Source organism: Pseudomonas sp. AIG, from assembly GCF_977020205.1.
Map to the genome: position 1 here is coordinate 24,819 of NZ_CDROCK010000011.1, position 17,389 is coordinate 42,207.

17 protein-coding genes are annotated in these 17,389 nt (G+C 60.6%); 14 read left to right on the forward strand and 3 right to left on the reverse strand.

Translation table 11 applies throughout. From position 1 onward, the window contains the following. The first annotated feature begins 106 nt into the window (after positions 1-106). From ACWR1S_RS09285 to ACWR1S_RS09300, 4 genes are all read left to right on the forward strand, one after another. Complete coding sequence (locus ACWR1S_RS09285; protein WP_007909650.1) at positions 107-904, forward strand: hydroxymethylpyrimidine/phosphomethylpyrimidine kinase; 798 nt, start codon at positions 107-109, stop codon at positions 902-904. A gap of 18 nt (positions 905-922) precedes the next feature. Continuing rightward, positions 923-1,546 (forward strand): thiamine phosphate synthase, encoded by a 624-nt coding sequence (thiE, locus tag ACWR1S_RS09290; protein WP_454563274.1) that lies wholly within the window; start codon positions 923-925, stop codon positions 1,544-1,546. Between the two features lie 15 nt (positions 1,547-1,561). Beyond that, the gene (hemL, locus tag ACWR1S_RS09295) at positions 1,562-2,845 is read left to right on the forward strand and encodes a glutamate-1-semialdehyde 2,1-aminomutase (RefSeq protein ID WP_108226241.1); all 1,284 of its coding nucleotides are present in this window, start codon (positions 1,562-1,564) and stop codon (positions 2,843-2,845) included. A 225-nt stretch (positions 2,846-3,070) separates the two neighbouring features. After that, a complete protein-coding gene (locus ACWR1S_RS09300; RefSeq protein ID WP_003228518.1) occupies positions 3,071-3,625 on the forward strand; it encodes a tetratricopeptide repeat protein in 555 nt (184 codons plus the stop codon). Positions 3,626-3,757: 132 nt separating this feature from the next. On the opposite strand, the gene ACWR1S_RS09305 is transcribed toward ACWR1S_RS09300, so the two are convergent. Further along, complete coding sequence (locus ACWR1S_RS09305; RefSeq protein ID WP_003185742.1) at positions 3,758-4,087, reverse strand: DUF1820 family protein; 330 nt, start codon at positions 4,085-4,087, stop codon at positions 3,758-3,760. A gap of 133 nt (positions 4,088-4,220) precedes the next feature. Between ACWR1S_RS09305 and miaB the strand changes: the two genes are divergently transcribed. The 5 genes from miaB (at position 4,221) to lnt (ending at position 9,612) form a co-directional block, all read left to right on the forward strand. Then, entirely contained in the window at positions 4,221-5,549 is a 1,329-nt protein-coding gene (gene miaB, locus ACWR1S_RS09310; protein WP_034153780.1) for a tRNA (N6-isopentenyl adenosine(37)-C2)-methylthiotransferase MiaB, read from the forward strand. A 194-nt stretch (positions 5,550-5,743) separates the two neighbouring features. Continuing rightward, complete coding sequence (locus tag ACWR1S_RS09315; RefSeq protein WP_322844916.1) at positions 5,744-6,742, forward strand: PhoH family protein; 999 nt, start codon at positions 5,744-5,746, stop codon at positions 6,740-6,742. After that, the gene (ybeY, locus tag ACWR1S_RS09320; protein WP_454563275.1) at positions 6,735-7,229 is read left to right on the forward strand and encodes an rRNA maturation RNase YbeY; all 495 of its coding nucleotides are present in this window, start codon (positions 6,735-6,737) and stop codon (positions 7,227-7,229) included. The genes ACWR1S_RS09315 and ybeY overlap by 8 nt, the downstream gene beginning before the upstream one ends. A gap of 5 nt (positions 7,230-7,234) precedes the next feature. Beyond that, positions 7,235-8,074 (forward strand): HlyC/CorC family transporter, encoded by an 840-nt coding sequence (locus ACWR1S_RS09325; RefSeq protein WP_007909641.1) that lies wholly within the window; start codon positions 7,235-7,237, stop codon positions 8,072-8,074. Positions 8,075-8,088: 14 nt separating this feature from the next. Further along, positions 8,089-9,612, forward strand: a complete 1,524-nt coding sequence (lnt, locus tag ACWR1S_RS09330) for an apolipoprotein N-acyltransferase (RefSeq protein WP_454563276.1) — start codon at positions 8,089-8,091, stop codon at positions 9,610-9,612. A 122-nt stretch (positions 9,613-9,734) separates the two neighbouring features. Here the strand turns inward: lnt and ACWR1S_RS09335 are convergent, their stop codons facing one another. Together ACWR1S_RS09335 and ACWR1S_RS09340 are read right to left on the reverse strand one after the other, a co-directional pair. After that, positions 9,735-10,502 carry a YdcF family protein gene (locus ACWR1S_RS09335; RefSeq protein ID WP_454563277.1) on the reverse strand — a complete coding sequence of 256 codons (768 nt, stop codon included), beginning with the start codon at positions 10,500-10,502 and terminating at the stop codon, positions 9,735-9,737. Between the two features lie 104 nt (positions 10,503-10,606). Continuing rightward, positions 10,607-10,930 (reverse strand): hypothetical protein, encoded by a 324-nt coding sequence (locus ACWR1S_RS09340; RefSeq protein ID WP_077574659.1) that lies wholly within the window; start codon positions 10,928-10,930, stop codon positions 10,607-10,609. A 255-nt stretch (positions 10,931-11,185) separates the two neighbouring features. Here ACWR1S_RS09340 and leuS point away from each other — a divergent pair, with 255 nt between their 5' ends. The 5 genes from leuS to ACWR1S_RS09365 all read left to right on the forward strand — a co-directional run bounded on the left by leuS (position 11,186) and on the right by ACWR1S_RS09365 (position 17,294). Then, complete coding sequence (gene leuS, locus ACWR1S_RS09345) at positions 11,186-13,792, forward strand: leucine--tRNA ligase (RefSeq protein WP_454563278.1); 2,607 nt, start codon at positions 11,186-11,188, stop codon at positions 13,790-13,792. 87 nt (positions 13,793-13,879) lie between these two features. Continuing rightward, entirely contained in the window at positions 13,880-14,485 is a 606-nt protein-coding gene (locus ACWR1S_RS09350) for an LPS-assembly lipoprotein LptE (protein ID WP_242206939.1), read from the forward strand. Between the two features lie 39 nt (positions 14,486-14,524). Next, positions 14,525-15,562 (forward strand): DNA polymerase III subunit delta, encoded by a 1,038-nt coding sequence (gene holA, locus ACWR1S_RS09355; RefSeq protein WP_454563279.1) that lies wholly within the window; start codon positions 14,525-14,527, stop codon positions 15,560-15,562. 183 nt (positions 15,563-15,745) lie between these two features. Next, positions 15,746-15,910 (forward strand): alternative ribosome rescue factor ArfA, encoded by a 165-nt coding sequence (gene arfA / locus ACWR1S_RS09360; protein WP_016986126.1) that lies wholly within the window; start codon positions 15,746-15,748, stop codon positions 15,908-15,910. A 61-nt stretch (positions 15,911-15,971) separates the two neighbouring features. Then, the gene (locus tag ACWR1S_RS09365; protein WP_454563280.1) at positions 15,972-17,294 is read left to right on the forward strand and encodes a lytic murein transglycosylase; all 1,323 of its coding nucleotides are present in this window, start codon (positions 15,972-15,974) and stop codon (positions 17,292-17,294) included. The last annotated feature ends 95 nt before the right edge of the window (positions 17,295-17,389 follow it).

Sequence of the window (17,389 nt, forward strand, 5' to 3'; positions counted from 1 at the left end):
GAGTTGGTCAGCTTGTGACAGAGCGGTCGGATTCTCCTGCCAGGTTATCGGCCCGGGACAACGGCACTGAACCCGAAAATCAGGTTTGGTGGTAAGCTCGCGCACCATGAATATCTACAGCTCCCGCCCCGTTGTCCTCTGTCTCTCCGGCCACGACCCAAGTGGTGGCGCCGGCTTGCAGGCAGATATCGAAGCCTTGCTCGCGCAGGGTTGCCATGCGGCTCCGGCCGTCACCGCCCTGACCGTGCAAGACACCGTCAACGTCACTGACTTCCGCGTCCTCGACCGTGAGTGGGTACTGGCTCAGGCCAATGCCGTGCTCAACGACTCCGAAGTCGCCGCCGTCAAACTGGGCATGCTCGGTTCGCTGGAAATGGTCGACACCGTTGTCGAACTGCTTTCGGCGCACCCGCACTTGCCGGTGGTCTGCGACCCGGTGCTGCGCGCCGGTGGCGGCGGACGTCTGGGCAAGGACGAGGTCGGCTATGCGATGCGCGAGCGTCTGCTGCCGCTGTCGATCATTGCCACCCCCAACCTTCCTGAAGCGCGCATCCTCGCCGAACTGCCCGAAGGCACCGCCGACGAATGCGCGGAAAAACTCCTGCCGTTCGTCAAAAACCTGCTGATCACTGGCGGCCACGGCGACGAAACTGAAATCCACAACCGCGTGTACAGCCGCGACGGTCTGCGTGAAACCTTTATCTGCCAGCGTCTGCCGGGCAGCTACCACGGCTCCGGTTGCACACTGGCCAGTGCTTTGGCCGGTCGCCTGGCTCAAGGCGAACACCTCGCCAGCGCCGTGCGCAGTGCATTGGATTACACCTGGCGCACCCTGCGCGACGCCGAACAACTGGGCAAAGGCCAGTTCGTTCCACGTCGCCTGCCGCTGGATTTCTGCTCGTAACGTCGTGAGGTCTGCCCGATGAAACTACGTGGCCTGTATGCCATTACCGACAGCGAATTGCTGGCGGGCAAGTTTCTGTCTTACGTGGAGGCGGCGCTGGAAGGCGGCGTCACCCTGCTGCAATACCGCGACAAGAGCAGCGACGAGGCGCGCCGTCTGCGTGAGGCCGAAGCGCTGCGCGATTTGTGCGAGCGCTACAAGACGCAGCTGATCATCAACGATGATGCCGAACTGGCCGCGCGCCTCAACGTCGGCGTGCACCTCGGTCAGACCGACGGCCCGCTGTCGCCGACCCGCGCGCTGCTCGGTTCGAAAGCGATCATCGGTTCGACCTGCCACGCGCAAATCGCGCTGGCCGAACAAGCGGCCAAAGAAGGCGCGAGCTATGTCGCCTTCGGTCGCTTCTTCAATTCCAACACCAAACCCGGCGCGCCGACCTGCAGCCTCGATCTGCTCGACGAAGCCAAACGCACGCTGCACCTGCCGGTCTGCGCGATTGGCGGCATCACCCTCGACAACGCCGCGCCGCTGGTGGCCCATGGGGTCGACCTGCTCGCTGTGGTCCACGGTCTATTTGGTGCCGAGAGCACCGCCGAAGTGACCCGCCGCGCCCGCGCGTTCAATGAATTACTGAAAGTCTGATTTGAGAGCCCGATCATGTCTCGTTCCGAAACCCTGTTTGCCAACGCCCAGAAACACATTCCCGGTGGCGTGAACTCGCCAGTCCGCGCATTCAAGAGCGTTGGCGGCACCCCGCTGTTCTTCAAACACGCTGAAGGCGCTTACGTGACCGACGAAGACGACAAGCGTTATGTCGATTACGTTGGTTCGTGGGGTCCGATGATCCTCGGCCACAGCCACCCGGACGTGCTCGACGCAGTGCGCAATCAACTGCAACATGGCTTGTCGTACGGCGCGCCGACCGCGATGGAAACCGAGATGGCCGATCTGGTCTGCTCGCTGGTGCCGTCGATGGACATGGTGCGCATGGTCAGCTCCGGTACTGAAGCGACCATGAGCGCGATCCGTCTGGCCCGTGGTTACACCGGCCGCGACAGCATCATCAAGTTCGAAGGCTGCTACCACGGTCACTCCGACAGCCTGCTGGTCAAGGCCGGTTCCGGCGCACTGACCCAGGGCGTACCGAGCTCGGCCGGCGTACCGGCGGCGTTCGCCAAACACACCCTGACCCTGCCGTTCAACGACATCGACGCGGTTGAAAAGATGCTCGCTGAAGTCGGCGAGGAAGTGGCGTGCATCATCGTTGAGCCGGTGGCCGGCAACATGAACTGCGTACCTCCGGCGCCGGGCTTCCTCGAAGGCCTGCGCTCGCTGTGCGACAAGCATGGCGTGGTGCTGATTTTCGACGAAGTGATGACCGGTTTCCGCGTCGCTCTCGGCGGCGCCCAGGCGTACTACGGGGTCAACCCTGACCTGACCACCTTCGGCAAGATCATCGGCGGCGGCATGCCGGTCGGCTGCTTCGGCGGCAAGCGCGAAATCATGCAGCGCATCGCGCCGCTGGGTCCGGTGTACCAGGCCGGCACGCTGTCGGGTAATCCGCTGGCCATGGCCGCCGGTTTGACCACCCTGCGTCTGATCAGCCGTCCGGGGTTCCACGCCGAGCTGACCGACTACACCACGCGTTTGCTCGACGGCCTGCAACAACGCGCTGATGCGGCTGGTATTCCGTTCGTGACCACTCAGGCGGGCGGCATGTTCGGCCTGTACTTCAGCGGCGCCGACGACATCGTCACTTTTGAAGACGTGATGGCCAGCGACGCTGCGCTGTTCGGGCGCTTCTTCCACCTGATGCTGGAAGGTGGTGTGTACCTGGCACCGAGCGCCTTCGAAGCCGGTTTCACCTCGATCGCTCACGGCGAAGCCGAGTTGAAACTGACGCTGGATGCCGCCGAGCGCGCCTTCGCTGCACTGAAATAATTGCGCCACCGCTGACGTTGGCTATCGCCAGCGTCAGCTTTCACCTACATCCAAGCCGTTTTTCCGACGCTCCTGCCAAGAATCCCCGATAAAGTGGACGATATATTCCCCGCGCAGCAGAAAAACGAGTAAAGACTTTGTAAGGTTGGCCCTGCTTATTTCATAATGCGCGCTTATTGGATCCCTCGATGGGTCCGCGTGCCCTTCAGAGGTAAGTCGATTCCCATGAACCGCACCGGCCGCACCCTTGCCTTGGGCTGCCTGTTGCTCCTTCAGCCCCTGCTCGCGCATGCACAAGCAGGCGGCAACTCGTTGTTGATCCCGGCGATGGGTCGTTGCACCCTCAATACTCAGCCGCAAGACGTCACGCAGGCACTGGCCGCCTGCCAGAAAGCGGCGGACGAAGGGGATGCGCAAGCGCAATACGAGTTGGGTGAGTTCTACTATGACGGCAAGAATGCGCCGCGCGACCTCAATCAAGCCCTGAGCTATTTCGAAAAGGCCTCGCTGCAAGGCCACGCTCAGGCACAGTTCAAACTCGGCACGATGTTCTTCCACGGTGAAGGCGTGCAGGCCAATAACATTCAGGCGTATATCGTGCTGAAGATGGCCGCGGTCAACGGCGCCGAAGATGCGCTGGATACGGCCGACGAAGTCTCTGAAAAAATGTCCCGCGAAGATCTCGAAACCGCCACCCAGGTACTCGGGCAAATTTTCCGTAAATACCTGATGGAACTGCAGAGCGCCGATGGGCGTACGCCGTTTTCGCCCCTACCCTGATCAGCGATAGTTCCCACGCTCTGCGTGGGAATTCATCCCGTGACGCTCCGCGTCACCGACGCAGAGCGTCGAGGGCGGCATTCCCACGCAGAGCGTGGGAACGATCATCCCCTCCCATCTAAAATCGCGGGCTTACTTCTCAGGCATCGGCATCGGGAACGGCATCACATTGCCGACCGCGCCGCGGGCTTCGCTGATTTTCGGGGTACCCAGACGTTCCACTTCGTCGATGCGCACAATCGAATGCATCGGCACAAAGCTGCGCACCACGCCTTCGAACTGCGCCTTGAGCTTTTCTTCGCTCGGGTCGACGACCACTTGCGTGCGCTCGCCAAAGACGAACTCTTCCACTTCCAGAAAACCCCACAGATCACTTTGATAGATCTGCTTGGCGTACATTTCGAACACCTGGCCCTGGTTGAGGAAAATCACCTTATAGATTGGAGCTTCGCGTTTGGTCATGGCGGGGGGATAACATCGGGGATAAAAATGAGGGCGCAAACTATAGCATAGCCACTGGACGCGCAGCGGTAGGAACCTGAGGGCTTGTTCCCTATAATGCCGGGTTCTTTGAATCACGTGACGACACTAATCCATGGCCAAGAAGCTTTACATCGAAACCCACGGTTGCCAGATGAACGAGTACGACAGCTCGCGCATGGTCGATCTGCTGGGTGAACATCAGGCCCTGGAAGTCACCGCGCGCGCGGAAGACGCCGACGTTATTCTGCTCAACACCTGCTCGATCCGCGAGCGCGCACAAGATCGCGTGTACTCGCAGCTCGGCCGCTGGCGCGAACTGAAACTGGCCAACCCGGACATGGTGATCGCCGTCGGCGGTTGCGTGGCCAGCCAGGAAGGCGCGGCGATCCGCGATCGCGCGCCGTACGTTGATGTGGTGTTCGGCCCACAGACCCTGCACCGCCTGCCGGAAATGATCGACGCCGCGCGCATCACCAAACTGCCGCAAGTCGACGTGTCGTTCCCGGAAATCGAAAAATTCGACCACTTGCCCGAGCCGCGCATCGATGGCCCGAGCGCTTACGTGTCGGTGATGGAAGGCTGCAGCAAGTACTGCACGTTCTGTGTGGTGCCGTACACCCGTGGGGAAGAAGTCAGCCGGCCGTTCGACGATGTCATCGCCGAAGTCATCCACCTCGCCGAAAACGGCGTGCGTGAAGTGACCCTGCTCGGGCAGAACGTCAATGGCTACCGCGGCACCACCCATGACGGTCGCTTGGCGGATCTTGCCGAGCTGATCCGCGTAGTCGCCGCGATCGATGGCATCGACCGCATTCGCTACACCACTTCGCACCCGCTGGAGTTCTCCGACAGCCTGATCCAGGCCCACGCCGACGTCCCGGAACTGGTCAAGCACCTGCACCTGCCGGTGCAGTCGGGCTCCGATCGGATTCTCGCGGCGATGAAGCGCAACCACACGGCGCTTGAGTACAAATCCAAGCTGCGCAAATTGCGCGCCGCGGTGCCGGGAATCTGCATCAGTTCGGACTTCATCGTCGGCTTCCCTGGCGAGACCGAGAAAGATTTCGAACAGACCATGAAGCTGATTGCCGACGTCGGTTTCGACTTTTCCTACTCGTTCGTTTACAGCCAGCGCCCGGGCACTCCGGCTGCCGATCTGGCGGATGACACGCCGGAGGAGTTGAAGAAAGAACGCTTGAACGCGCTGCAGCACCGTCTGAATCAGCAAGGTTTCGAGATCAGCCGACAAATGGTCGGTTCGATCCAGCGCATTCTGGTCACCGATTACTCGAAAAAAGACCCGGGCGAGCTGCAAGGGCGCACCGAGAATAATCGAATCGTCAACTTCCGCTGCGACAATCCAACCCTGATCGGCCAGTTCGCCGACGTTCACATCGACGCGGCACAACCGCACTCGCTGCGCGGCTCGCTGATCCAATAATCAACACAGGGCGCTGTGGGAACGAGCCTGCTCGCGAAGGCGGCGACACATTCAACAACAATGTGTCTGACACACCGCTTTCGCGAGCAGGCTCGCTCCCACAGGAACAGCGATGATTTAAGAGCTTTCGCACCCACGCCTCTGGCGTTATCCTTGATTTCATCTTAATTGCCCCAGGGCGGCTAAATACGACCTTGAACGCACCCATAGAACCACATCGTTTTATCCTCGAGCCCTTTGAGGCTCGCCGCTTCGCCAATCTGTGCGGGCAATTCGACGAGCATTTGCGCTTGATCGAACAGCGCCTGACCATCGAGATCCGCAACCGCGGAAACCAGTTCGAGCTGATCGGCGACCCCAAGCACACCACGTCTGCGGAAAATCTGATTCGTCGCCTGTACCGGGAAACCAAAGGTTCAGAGCTGTCGCCAGATACGGTGCACCTGTTCCTGCAGGAATCGTCCGTCGTCGAGCTGGACAATCACGCCCCCGCCGAAGCGTCCGTTGCCCTGCGTACCAAGAAAGGCATGATTCGCCCGCGCGGCTTGAATCAACTGCGCTATGTGAAGGAAATCCTCGGCAACGACATCAACTTCGGGATTGGTCCGGCCGGCACCGGCAAGACCTATCTGGCCGTGGCCTGCGCTGTCGATGCACTCGAGCGCGAGCAGATCCGCCGCATCCTGCTGGTGCGTCCGGCAGTCGAAGCGGGTGAAAAACTCGGCTTCCTGCCCGGCGACCTGTCGCAGAAGATCGACCCGTACCTGCGCCCGCTCTACGACGCGCTCTACGAGATGCTCGGCTTTGAATACGTGGCCAAGCTGATCGAACGTCAGGTGATCGAAGTTGCGCCGCTGGCCTACATGCGCGGCCGCACGCTGAACAACAGCTTCATCATCCTCGACGAAAGCCAGAACACCACCGTCGAACAGATGAAGATGTTCCTCACCCGGATCGGCTTCGGCTCAACAGCGGTTATCACCGGTGATATCACCCAGGTCGACCTGCCGAAAGGCACCAAATCGGGTCTGCACCATGTGATCGAAGTGCTCAAGGACGTGCCGGGCATCAGCTTCACGCACTTCCAGCCCAAAGACGTCGTGCGCCATCCTTTGGTACAGCGGATCGTCGAAGCCTACGAGCGCTTCGAAAACCGTGACGAAGCCCCCAAGGACACCTCGCGAAATGCTTGAGCTAGACCTGCAAATCGCGACTGACGCGAACGCGCCGAGTGAAGCCGACTTCCGCCGGTGGTGCGAACTGGCCCTGCGCCAACGCACCGCCGACTCGGAAATGACCATTCGTCTGGTCGACGAGGAAGAAGGCCGCGAGCTCAACCACACCTGGCGCCAAAAGGATTACGCGACCAACGTCCTGTCGTTCCCTGCTGACGTGCCCGACGAGTTTCTCGACATCCCGTTGCTCGGCGATCTGGTGATCTGCGTGGCCGTGGTCGAGCGCGAAGCCGCCGAACAAGGCAAGGAACTAAAGGCCCACTGGGCACATCTGGTCATTCACGGCTGCTTGCATCTGCTTGGTTACGACCATATAGATGATGAAGAAGCCGAAGAAATGGAAGCACTGGAACGCGAGTTGCTTGCTGAATTGGGCTATCCCGATCCGTACGCGGACGACGAAACCGAAACATCCCCTATCGTTACAACAAAGGATTCAGAGTAATCGCTATGAGCGAAGATCGATCGAGCAACGGGCAGAAGTCATGGCTGGGTAAACTGACCCAGGCTTTTGCCCACGAGCCGAAGAACCGTCAGGAGCTCCTCGAGCTGCTGCGTGATGCACATCAGAACAAACTGCTGGACAGCGAAGCGCTGGCCATCGTTGAAGGCGCCATTCAGGTGGCTGACCTGCAAGTACGCGACATCATGGTGCCGCGCTCGCAGATGATCAGCATCAAGGCGACCCAGACACCCCGTGAATTCCTCCCGGCCGTGGTCGACTCGGCTCACTCGCGCTATCCGGTCATCGGCGAAAGCCATGACGACGTGATGGGCGTGCTGTTGGCCAAGGACCTGCTGCCGCTGATCCTCAAGGAGAACGGCGACAGCTTCAACATCAAGGATCTGCTGCGCCCGGCCACGTTCGTGCCGGAGTCCAAGCGCCTGAACGTGTTGCTGCGTGAGTTCCGCGCCAACCACAACCACATGGCCATCGTCATCGACGAATACGGCGGTGTGGCCGGTCTGGTAACGATTGAAGACGTGCTGGAACAGATCGTCGGCGACATCGAAGACGAGCACGACGTCGAAGAAGACAGCTACATCAAGCCGCTGCCCAGTGGCGATTTCCTGATCAAGGCGCTGACGCCGATCGAGAACTTCAACGAATTCTTCGACAGCGAGTTCTCTGACGACGAGTTCGACACCGTCGGCGGTCTGGTGATGAGCGCGTTCGGGCACTTGCCAAAACGCAACGAAATCACTGAAATCGGCGCCTATCGTTTCCGCATCCTGAACGCCGACAGTCGTCGGATTCACTTGCTGCGACTGACGCCCATTGCTCGTTAATTCTAAGGACTGAAATGCGCTGGACAACCCGCCCCGGCTGGCCCGGTAACCTGCTGGCCGTGGCGGCCGGTGCAATCACCACCTTCGCCCTGGCACCTTTCAACATCTGGCCGCTGGCTTTGCTGGCGGTCGGCTTGTTCTATGCCGGTTTGCGCGAGCTGAGCCCGCGTCAGGCACTGGGCCGTGGCTGGTGCTTCGGTTTCGGCCTGTTCGGCGCCGGCACCAGCTGGATCTACTACAGCATCCACCATTTCGGCGGCGCTTCGGTGCTGCTGGCCGGGTTCCTGATGCTGCTGTTCACCGCCGCGATTGCCTGGTTCTTTGCCCTGCCCGCCTGGCTGTGGGCGCGCTGGTTGCGCCGTAACGAAGCACCGGTGGCCGATGCCTTGGCGTTCGCCGCGCTGTGGGTTGGCCAGGAAGCGTTTCGCGGCTGGTTCCTCACCGGTTTCCCGTGGCTGTATTCCGGTTACAGCCAACTCGACGGGCCATTGGCCGGACTCGCGCCAGTCGGCGGGATGTGGCTGGTATCGTTCGTTCTGGCACTCACAGCGGCGCTGATCTACAACGCCCCGCGTCTGCTGCAAACCGGCCGTAAAGCTTTTGTCGTTGCCGGTCTGCTGCTGCTCGTCGGGCCTTGGGTGGGCGGTATTGCGCTCAAGGGCCACGCCTGGACCAGCCCGTCCGGCGCGCCTCTGAGCGTTGCCGCGATTCAGGGCAACGTCGCGCAAAGCATGAAATGGGACCCAGCGGAACTCAACGCGCAGTTGGCGCTTTACCGCGATCTGAGCTTCCGTTCGAAACCGGTGGACCTGCTGATCTGGCCGGAAACCGCCGTGCCGGTATTGAAGGAGTCCGCTGAGGGCTACCTGAACATGATGGGCACTTTCGCCGCCGAGCGTAAATCAGCGCTGATCACCGGCGTACCGATCCGCGAAACGGTTCGTCACGAAAAACGTTTCTTCAACGGCATCACCGTGGTCGGTGAAGGCGATGGCACTTACCTGAAACAGAAACTGGTGCCATTCGGCGAATACGTACCGTTGCAGGATGTATTGCGCGGACTGATCGCTTTCTTCGACCTGCCGATGTCCGACTTCGCCCGCGGCCCGGCGGATCAGGCACTGTTGCAGGCCAAGGGTTATCAGATCGCACCGTTTATCTGCTACGAGGTGGTGTATCCGGAATTCGCCGCAGGCCTGTCGGCGCGCAGCGATCTGTTGCTGACGATCAGCAACGACACCTGGTTCGGCACTTCGATTGGCCCTCTGCAACATTTGCAGATGGCGCAGATGCGTGCGCTTGAAGCGGGACGCTGGATGATCCGCGCGACCAACAATGGCGTGACCGGTCTGATCAACCCGTTCGGGCAGATCACCGAGCAGATTCCGCAGTTTGAACAGGGCATTCTCTACGGCGAAGTGGTGCCGATGCACAACCTGACACCGTACCTGCAATGGCGCTCGTGGCCGCTGATGATTGTCTGCTTGCTGCTGTTCGGGTGGGCACTGATGGCGAGCCGGATGTCGAAAACCCTTTAAAGCCTCCGACAATGATCGTTCCCACGCTCCGCGTGGGAATGCCGCCGGGGACGCTCCGCGTTCCGCTTCGGATGTGGCGCAGAGCGCCACGGGATGCATTCCCACGCAGAGCGTGGGAACGATCAATCACCGCGGTAAAACAGTGAATACCCCACCTGCCCCACCGCTTCATTCAACAACTGCCCGCTCTGCCAGATCGACTTGAACTCCGGCAACCAGCCACCAAACGGTCGGGCGTTATCGGTGCCCAAAAAGCCTACCGGCGCCGGCACCACTTCAAATCCTGCCTGTTGAAAACTCCACACCGAGCGCGGCATATGCCAGGCCTGCGTCACCACGAGCACGCGTTTGATCCCCTGCGGCAGTAAGATATCGGCGCTGAGCTTGGCGTTTTCCCACGTGGTGCGGCTTTCACCCTCCTGCCAACGCACGGTCACACCGAAGTCATCACGCAATGAATCCGCCATCAACTTCGCCTCGGTCGGCGGCGTACCGTAATGCAAGCCACCCGTGGTCAGAATCGGCAGGCCCGACGCCTTGGCCAGGCGCGCCGCATAACGCTGGCGCTCAAGCCCCACGCCAGTCGGCTGATCCTCACCCCACGCCAGATCACCACGCTCGCGCCCGGAACCCAGCACCACAATGGCATCGGCCCGCTGCGCCAACGTCGCCCACTCTTCACGGGCCAACGGCGGCTCGCGCTCCAGCGCTTTGGCGCCCCACTGCACCACGACGGGCAGGCTCATCAGCCACAATCCGCCAAAGCCAAGGGCAAAACACACGCCAGCCAGGCGCGGCCGAGAGCGGCGCAACCACCACGCAGCGAGCAACAACAGCAAAAGAATGCCGGGCGGCAATAAAAGTTGTTTGATGAAATAACGAAAGGGCATCGAGCATCTCCAGAGATGCCCGAAGCCTAAGAGTGTTAATAAAGCGTTACAACCAATAGGTGGGATCCTGTAGAAAAAGATCCGGTTCTTGACCTGCCATGCGCTTACTTGGCCTGCACAGAGCGAACCTTGACGGTGTCTCTGCCGGGCGCCTTGTCCTTGAGCCAGATGACCTTGGCCGAATGTGCTGCATCGAGCTGCTTCACTGCCTGTGACAAGCATCCGTGCGTTTCACGTTCACTGCGATCCAGATAGGCCTTGACCAGTTTGAACTCGGCGGGGCTCAAGCCACGCAATTCCAGTTCCAGGGGGCGCTCGTCGCGCAGCCGGTCAGCGGTTTTTACAGCGTCCAGGGCCATACCCAGACGATCGATCAACCTCTCGTACAACTCGGGTTTCGTCACGTTTTTTTGCCGTTGCTCCACCATCCCTCACCTCATTGAAGATAAGACTCACTCCCCAGTTAGAGCTTAGCTTCGCTGCACAAACCGGCTGCGCGCCGCGACCAACGGCCCCCGGCGCATGTGTTGCGGCGCATGTAGCTGTAATCAGGGTTTCCCTAGGCCAAGCGCGGTCATGTATGCTACGGCGCTTCCTGTAATTCCACTTCCAGCTCGTCCGGGCCAACCCCGGAACCTGCGTTGAAGAGGATTAGGCCACCCCTATCCAGTACAAAAGTAGCCATGCACGAACAATATCAGCCCCGTGAAATCGAAGCCGCCGCCCAGTCGTTCTGGGACGAGCAAAAGTCCTTTGAAGTCAGTGAACAGCCAGGCAAGGAAACCTACTACTGCCTGTCGATGTTCCCTTACCCCAGCGGCAAGCTACACATGGGGCACGTGCGCAACTACACCATCGGCGACGTGATTTCCCGCTACCAGCGCATGCTCGGCAAGAATGTTCTGCAACCGATGGGTTGGGACGCGTTCGGCATGCCGGCGGAAAACGCCGCGATGAAGAACAACGTCGCCCCGGCCAAGTGGACCTACGAAAACATCGCCTACATGAAGACCCAGCTGCGCAGCCTGGGCCTGGCGGTCGACTGGTCGCGCGAAGTCACTACCTGCAAGCCGGATTACTATCGCTGGGAACAATGGCTGTTCACTCGCCTGTTCGAAAAAGGCGTGATTTACCGTAAAAACGGCACCGTGAACTGGGACCCGATCGATCAGACCGTTCTCGCCAACGAACAGGTGATCGATGGTCGCGGCTGGCGTTCCGGCGCGCTGATCGAAAAGCGCGAAATCCCGATGTACTACTTCAAGATCACCGCCTACGCGGATGAACTGCTGGAGAGCCTCGACGAACTGACTGGCTGGCCTGAACAGGTCAAGACCATGCAGCGCAACTGGATCGGCAAATCCCGCGGCATGGAAGTGCAGTTCCCGTACAACGTCGACTCGATCGGCGAAGCCGGCACTCTGAAAGTCTTCACTACCCGTCCGGACACCCTGATGGGCGCAACCTATGTCGCCGTGGCTGCCGAGCACCCGCTGGCCACGCTGGCCGCGAAAAACAACCCTGAGCTGCAAGCGTTCATCGCTGAATGCAAGGGCGGCAGCGTCGCTGAAGCCGACGTCGCCACGCAGGAAAAGAAAGGCCTGCCGACCGGCCTGTTCGTCGAGCACCCGCTGACTGGCGAAAAACTGCCGGTGTGGGTCGCCAACTACGTACTGATGCACTACGGCGACGGCGCTGTGATGGCGGTACCGGCGCACGACGAGCGCGATTTCGAATTCGCTCACAAATACGACCTGCCGGTTAAATCGGTCGTGCGCACCAGCTCTGGAGACAGCAACCCGGCCCCGTGGCAAGACGCCTACGGCGAGCACGGCACGCTGATCAACTCCGGCGAGTTCGACGGTCTCGACTTCGCCGGCGCGTTCGACGCCATGGAAGTTGCGCTGATCAAAAAAGAACTGGGCGCCTCGCGTACCCAGTTCCGCCTGCGCGACTGGGGCATCAGCCGTCAGCGCTATTGGGGCTGCCCGATCCCGATCATCCACTGCGACACTTGCGGTGACGTGCCGGTGCCGGAAGACCAACTGCCTGTGGTCCTGCCGGAAGACGTGGTGCCGGACGGCGCCGGTTCACCGCTGGCGCGCATGCCAGAGTTTTACGAGTGCAGCTGCCCGAAATGCGGCCAGCCTGCCAAGCGTGAAACCGACACCATGGACACCTTCGTCGAGTCGTCGTGGTACTACGCCCGTTACGCCTCGCCGCACTTTGAAGGCGGTCTGGTGGAAAAATCCGCAGCCGATCACTGGTTGCCGGTGGATCAGTACATCGGCGGTATCGAACACGCGATTCTGCACCTGCTCTACGCGCGCTTCTTCCACAAGCTGATGCGTGACGAAGGCCTGGTCAGCTCCAACGAGCCGTTCAAGAACCTGCTGACCCAAGGCATGGTCATCGCCGAGACTTACTACCGCCGCGAAGCCAATGGTGCTTACACCTGGTTCAACCCGGCGGACGTAGAACTCGAGCGCGACAGCAAAGCCAAGGTCATCAGCGCCAAACTGAAATCCGACGGTCTGCCGGTGGAAATCGGCGGCACCGAGAAGATGGCCAAGTCGAAAAACAACGGCGTTGATCCACAGTCGATGATCGACCAGTTCGGCGCCGATACTTGCCGCCTGTTCATGATGTTCGCCTCGCCGCCCGACATGAGCGCCGAATGGTCCGACTCCGGCGTTGAAGGTTCGCACCGTTTCCTCAAGCGCGTCTGGCGTCTGGCGCAAGCCCACGTGACACAGGGCTTGCCGGGCAAACTGGACATCGCCAGCCTGAACGACGAGCAGAAAGCCGTTCGCCGTTCGATCCACGTGGCCATCAAGCAAGCCAGCCACGACGTCGGCCAGAACCACAAATTCAACACCGCCATCGCTCAGGTGATGACGTTGATGAACGTGCTGGAAAAAGCCGCACAAGGCACCGAGCAGGATCGCGCACTGGTACACGAAGGTCTTGAAGCCGTGACGCTGTTGCTGGCACCGATCACCCCGCACATCAGCCACGACCTGTGGAATCAACTGGGTCACGCCAACGCGGTCATCGACGCCGGTTGGCCGGCCGTGGACGAAAGTGCACTGGTGCAGGACAGCCTGACCCTGGTTATTCAGGTCAACGGCAAACTGCGCGGCCAGATCGACATGCCAGCCAGCGCAACGCGTGAAGAAGTTGAAGCCGCAGCGCGCGCCAACGAAAACGTTCTGCGTTTCGTCGACGGCCTGACTATTCGTAAAGTGATCGTAGTGCCCGGGAAACTGGTCAATATCGTCGCCAGCTAATTGGATCGGACGTCAGGTTCGCCTGACGCCAAGTAAAACCTTTCGGGCCGCACCGTCGGCCCACGTGGTTTCAAGGGGAGCAACACAATGATCAAACGCAATCTGCTGGTGATGGGCCTCGCCGTTCTGTTGAGCGCCTGCGGTTTCCAGCTGCGCGGTACCGGCACCAACGAACTGTCGATCAAGGAACTCGACCTGAGCGCCCGTAACGCCTACGGCGAGACGGTCACGCAACTGCGTCAGGTGCTGGAGTCGAGCGGCGTCAAGGTTTACAGCGGTGCTCCGTACAAGCTGTACCTGGCTGACCAGCAGGAGAGCCAGCGCATCCTCAGCTACGCCGGTGCCGGTCGTACAGGCGAGTATCAGGTCAACACTGTTCTGAACTATGAGATCCGTGGCGACAAGAACCTGCAACTGCTCAGCGACAAACTTGAAGTTCAGAAAGTGTTCATTCACGACGGTAACAACCTCGTGGGCTCCGATCAGGAAGCCAACGACGCCCGTCGCGAAACCACTCGCGAACTGGTTCAGCGCATGATGCTGCGTCTGCAGCAACTGACGCCGGGCCAACTGCAACAACTGCAGCAAGCGGCCAATGATCGCGCCAAGGCAGAAGCCGATGCGCTGCAAGCGGCGCAAAAAGCTGAAGCGGAAACTCCGCGTCAGTCGCCGCTCGAAATACCGCAGCAGTAAGACGTTCGGGGCGCTCAGGCGCCCCGTTCGACCTTTCTTATGAAGCTCGCTCCCGCCCAACTCGGTAAACACCTGCAAGGTGCTCTGGCCCCGGTCTACATCATCAGCGGCGATGACCCGCTGCTGTGCCAGGAAGCCGCCGACGCCATCCGCAGTGCTGCGCGCCAGCAAGGTTTCGACGAACGCCAGGTCTTCGCCGCCGACGCCAATTTCGATTGGGGCACGTTGTTGCAGGCCGGCGCCAGCATGTCGTTGTTCTCGGAAAAACGCCTGCTGGAACTGCGCCTGCCTTCGGGCAAGCCCGGCGACAAGGGGGCTGCTGCATTTATCGAATACTGCTCGCGTCCGGCTGAAGACACCGTTCTGCTGATCAGCCTGCCCAAGCTCGATGGCAGTGCGCAGAAGACCAAGTGGGGCAAGGCGCTGGTCGAAGGTCAGCAAACCCAGTTCATCCAGATCTGGCCGGTGGATGCCAATCAGTTGCCGAGCTGGATTCGTCAGCGCCTGTCGCAGGCCGGTTTGTCGGCCAGCCAGGACGCCGTCGAATTGATTGCTGCACGCGTTGAGGGCAATTTGCTCGCCGCCGCGCAGGAAATCGAAAAGCTCAAGCTGATGGCCGAAGGTGGCCAGATCACCGTCGAAACCGTGCAGGCCGCCGTTGCGGACAGTGCCCGCTTCGATGTGTTTGGGTTGACGGATGCGGTGCTCAACGGCGAACCGGCCCATGCGTTGCGCATGCTGGAAGGCTTGCGTGGCGAGGGTGTCGAGCCACCGGTGATTCTCTGGGCGCTGGCGCGGGAGTTGCGTCTGCTGGCCAACATCTCGCTGCAGTACAGCCAGGGCACGCCGCTGGACAAGTGTTTCAGTCAAGCGAAGCCGCCGGTCTGGGACAAGCGCAAACCCTTGATGAGCAAGGCCCTGCAACGCTACTCCGCGCAACGCTGGGCGCAGTTGTTGCTCGAAGCTCAGCGTATCGATGCGCAGATCAAAGGTCAGGCGGCCGGTTCGCCGTGGATGAGCCTGAGCCGCTTGGCGCTGTTGATGTCTGGCCAGCGTCTGACACTCCCCGCCGAATAACCTGCTCTACCGCATAACGGCCATTCGCGAGCAAGCTCGCTCCCACATTTGGAATGCATTTCAATGTGGGAGCGAGCTTGCTCGCGAAAGCATCAGAACATTCCTACCTATCAGGGACTGGACAGACGCCCGACATCGGCAGATTATTTCCCCCGCAAAACCCACTCACTCGAGAGAACCCTCATGAGCAAAAAGCCATCGAAACATGGCCCCAACAAGGCCAAATCCATCGTCGCCCAGCCCCTGTTCCGCAGTCGCCAGGAACGACCAACCAAGGGTAAAGGCAGCTACCGCCGCGAAGCCTTCCAGTCTGACAGCTGGGAGGCTTCTTACTTTCTGGCTGCCTGAAGCGCAGTACCCCTCGGTCATGTTAAGGTCTGCACCTGATTCGTATCCCCTGGAACCGTGCATGCCCTTTAGTCTTTCCCGTCGTTGGCCTGTTCGCCAACTGATCGCTGCCTCCAGCTTCATTCTGCTTGTCGCCTGCGCGGAAAAACCGACCGCCGCCGACGCGCAACCCCTTCAAGCCGCGCCTGTCGCAACGGCCCCAGCGATTATCCCGCCGGTAGTGCCGTCCGCCGACCCGCTTGATCTTCAGCCGACCCAGACTTTTGCCGAATGGCAAGCGGGCTTTCGCAAAGATGCGCTGGCCGCCGGGATCAGCCCTGAGCTGTTCGATCGCGCCTTTGCCAATGTCAGCTTCGACGCCAGCGTGATTCGGGCCGACCGCAGTCAGCCGGAATTCTCCCGCCCGGTGTGGGAATACCTCGACGGCGCACTTTCGCCACTGCGCGTGCGCAAGGGCCAGGCACTGATCAGCCAGTACGCCGATATTCTGCAAAGCATCGAGCAACGTTATGGCGTTGACCGCCAGGCGCTGGTGTCGGTGTGGGGTATGGAAAGCAATTTCGGTCAGTTTCAGGGCAGCAAATCGGTGATCAATTCGCTGGCCACCCTCGCCTACGAAGGCCGTCGGCCGGGCTTTGCCCACGCGCAATTGATCGCTGCGCTGCAGATCCTGCAACAGGGTGACATCACGCCAGAGAAGATGCTCGGCTCGTGGGCTGGCGCCATGGGGCAGACCCAGTTCATTCCGACCACCTACAACACCCACGCTGTGGATTTTGACGGCGATGGCCGCCGCGATATCTGGGGTAGCCCAGCGGATGCACTGGCATCCACCGCGCATTACCTGCAAAGCTCTGGCTGGCAACGTGGCCAGCCGTGGGGGTTTGAAGTACAGCTGCCGAGCAGCTTCAACTACACGCTGGCTGATGGCGCGATTCGCAAGAGTGTCGCCGAATGGCGTCAGTTGGGCGTGACTCTGCCGAATGGCGGCCAAGTACCGGCGGGTTCCGAACAACTCTCCGCTGCGTTGCTGCTACCGGCGGGCTATCGTGGCCCGGCGTTCCTGATCCTCGACAACTTCCGCGCGATCCTCAAGTACAACAACTCTTCGTCGTATGCGCTGGCAGTGAGCCTGTTGTCCGAACGTTTCAGCGGTGGCGGCTTGATCAACGGCAGTTGGCCGAAAGATGACCTGCCGCTGAGCCGTACCGAGCGTATGGAATTGCAAACCCTGCTGACCGCGCGCAATTACGACGCCGGCACGGCGGACGGGATTATCGGCGCCAATACGCGTAAAGCGATTCGCAGTGCCCAGCAGTCGTTTGGCTGGCCGGCGGACGGGTATCCGACGCACCAGTTGCTGGAAAGCCTGCGGACTCAGTAGAACGATTGTCGTATGGCTGATATCGCTTTCGCGAGCAAGCTCGCTCCCACACTGGTTCTGTGAACGCCACAGATCAAATGTGGGAGCGAGCTTGC

Excerpts from the sequence above, each read along its gene's own strand:
- ACWR1S_RS09340 (WP_077574659.1), bottom strand. The coding sequence starts at position 10,930 with ATGGTGGAGCAACGGCAAAAAAACGTGACGAAACCCGAGTTGTACGAG.
- ACWR1S_RS09305 (WP_003185742.1), bottom strand. The coding sequence starts at position 4,087 with ATGACCAAACGCGAAGCTCCAATCTATAAGGTGATTTTCCTCAACCAG.
- lnt (WP_454563276.1), top strand. The coding sequence starts at position 8,089 with ATGCGCTGGACAACCCGCCCCGGCTGGCCCGGTAACCTGCTGGCCGTG.
- arfA (WP_016986126.1), top strand. The coding sequence starts at position 15,746 with ATGAGCAAAAAGCCATCGAAACATGGCCCCAACAAGGCCAAATCCATC.
- ybeY (WP_454563275.1), top strand. The coding sequence starts at position 6,735 with ATGCTTGAGCTAGACCTGCAAATCGCGACTGACGCGAACGCGCCGAGT.
- ACWR1S_RS09365 (WP_454563280.1), top strand. The coding sequence starts at position 15,972 with ATGCCCTTTAGTCTTTCCCGTCGTTGGCCTGTTCGCCAACTGATCGCT.
- holA (WP_454563279.1), top strand. The coding sequence starts at position 14,525 with ATGAAGCTCGCTCCCGCCCAACTCGGTAAACACCTGCAAGGTGCTCTG.
- leuS (WP_454563278.1), top strand. The coding sequence starts at position 11,186 with ATGCACGAACAATATCAGCCCCGTGAAATCGAAGCCGCCGCCCAGTCG.
- ACWR1S_RS09325 (WP_007909641.1), top strand. The coding sequence starts at position 7,235 with ATGAGCGAAGATCGATCGAGCAACGGGCAGAAGTCATGGCTGGGTAAA.
- ACWR1S_RS09350 (WP_242206939.1), top strand. The coding sequence starts at position 13,880 with ATGATCAAACGCAATCTGCTGGTGATGGGCCTCGCCGTTCTGTTGAGC.
- miaB (WP_034153780.1), top strand. The coding sequence starts at position 4,221 with ATGGCCAAGAAGCTTTACATCGAAACCCACGGTTGCCAGATGAACGAG.
- thiE (WP_454563274.1), top strand. The coding sequence starts at position 923 with ATGAAACTACGTGGCCTGTATGCCATTACCGACAGCGAATTGCTGGCG.
- ACWR1S_RS09300 (WP_003228518.1), top strand. The coding sequence starts at position 3,071 with ATGAACCGCACCGGCCGCACCCTTGCCTTGGGCTGCCTGTTGCTCCTT.
- hemL (WP_108226241.1), top strand. The coding sequence starts at position 1,562 with ATGTCTCGTTCCGAAACCCTGTTTGCCAACGCCCAGAAACACATTCCC.
- ACWR1S_RS09335 (WP_454563277.1), bottom strand. The coding sequence starts at position 10,502 with ATGCCCTTTCGTTATTTCATCAAACAACTTTTATTGCCGCCCGGCATT.
- ACWR1S_RS09285 (WP_007909650.1), top strand. The coding sequence starts at position 107 with ATGAATATCTACAGCTCCCGCCCCGTTGTCCTCTGTCTCTCCGGCCAC.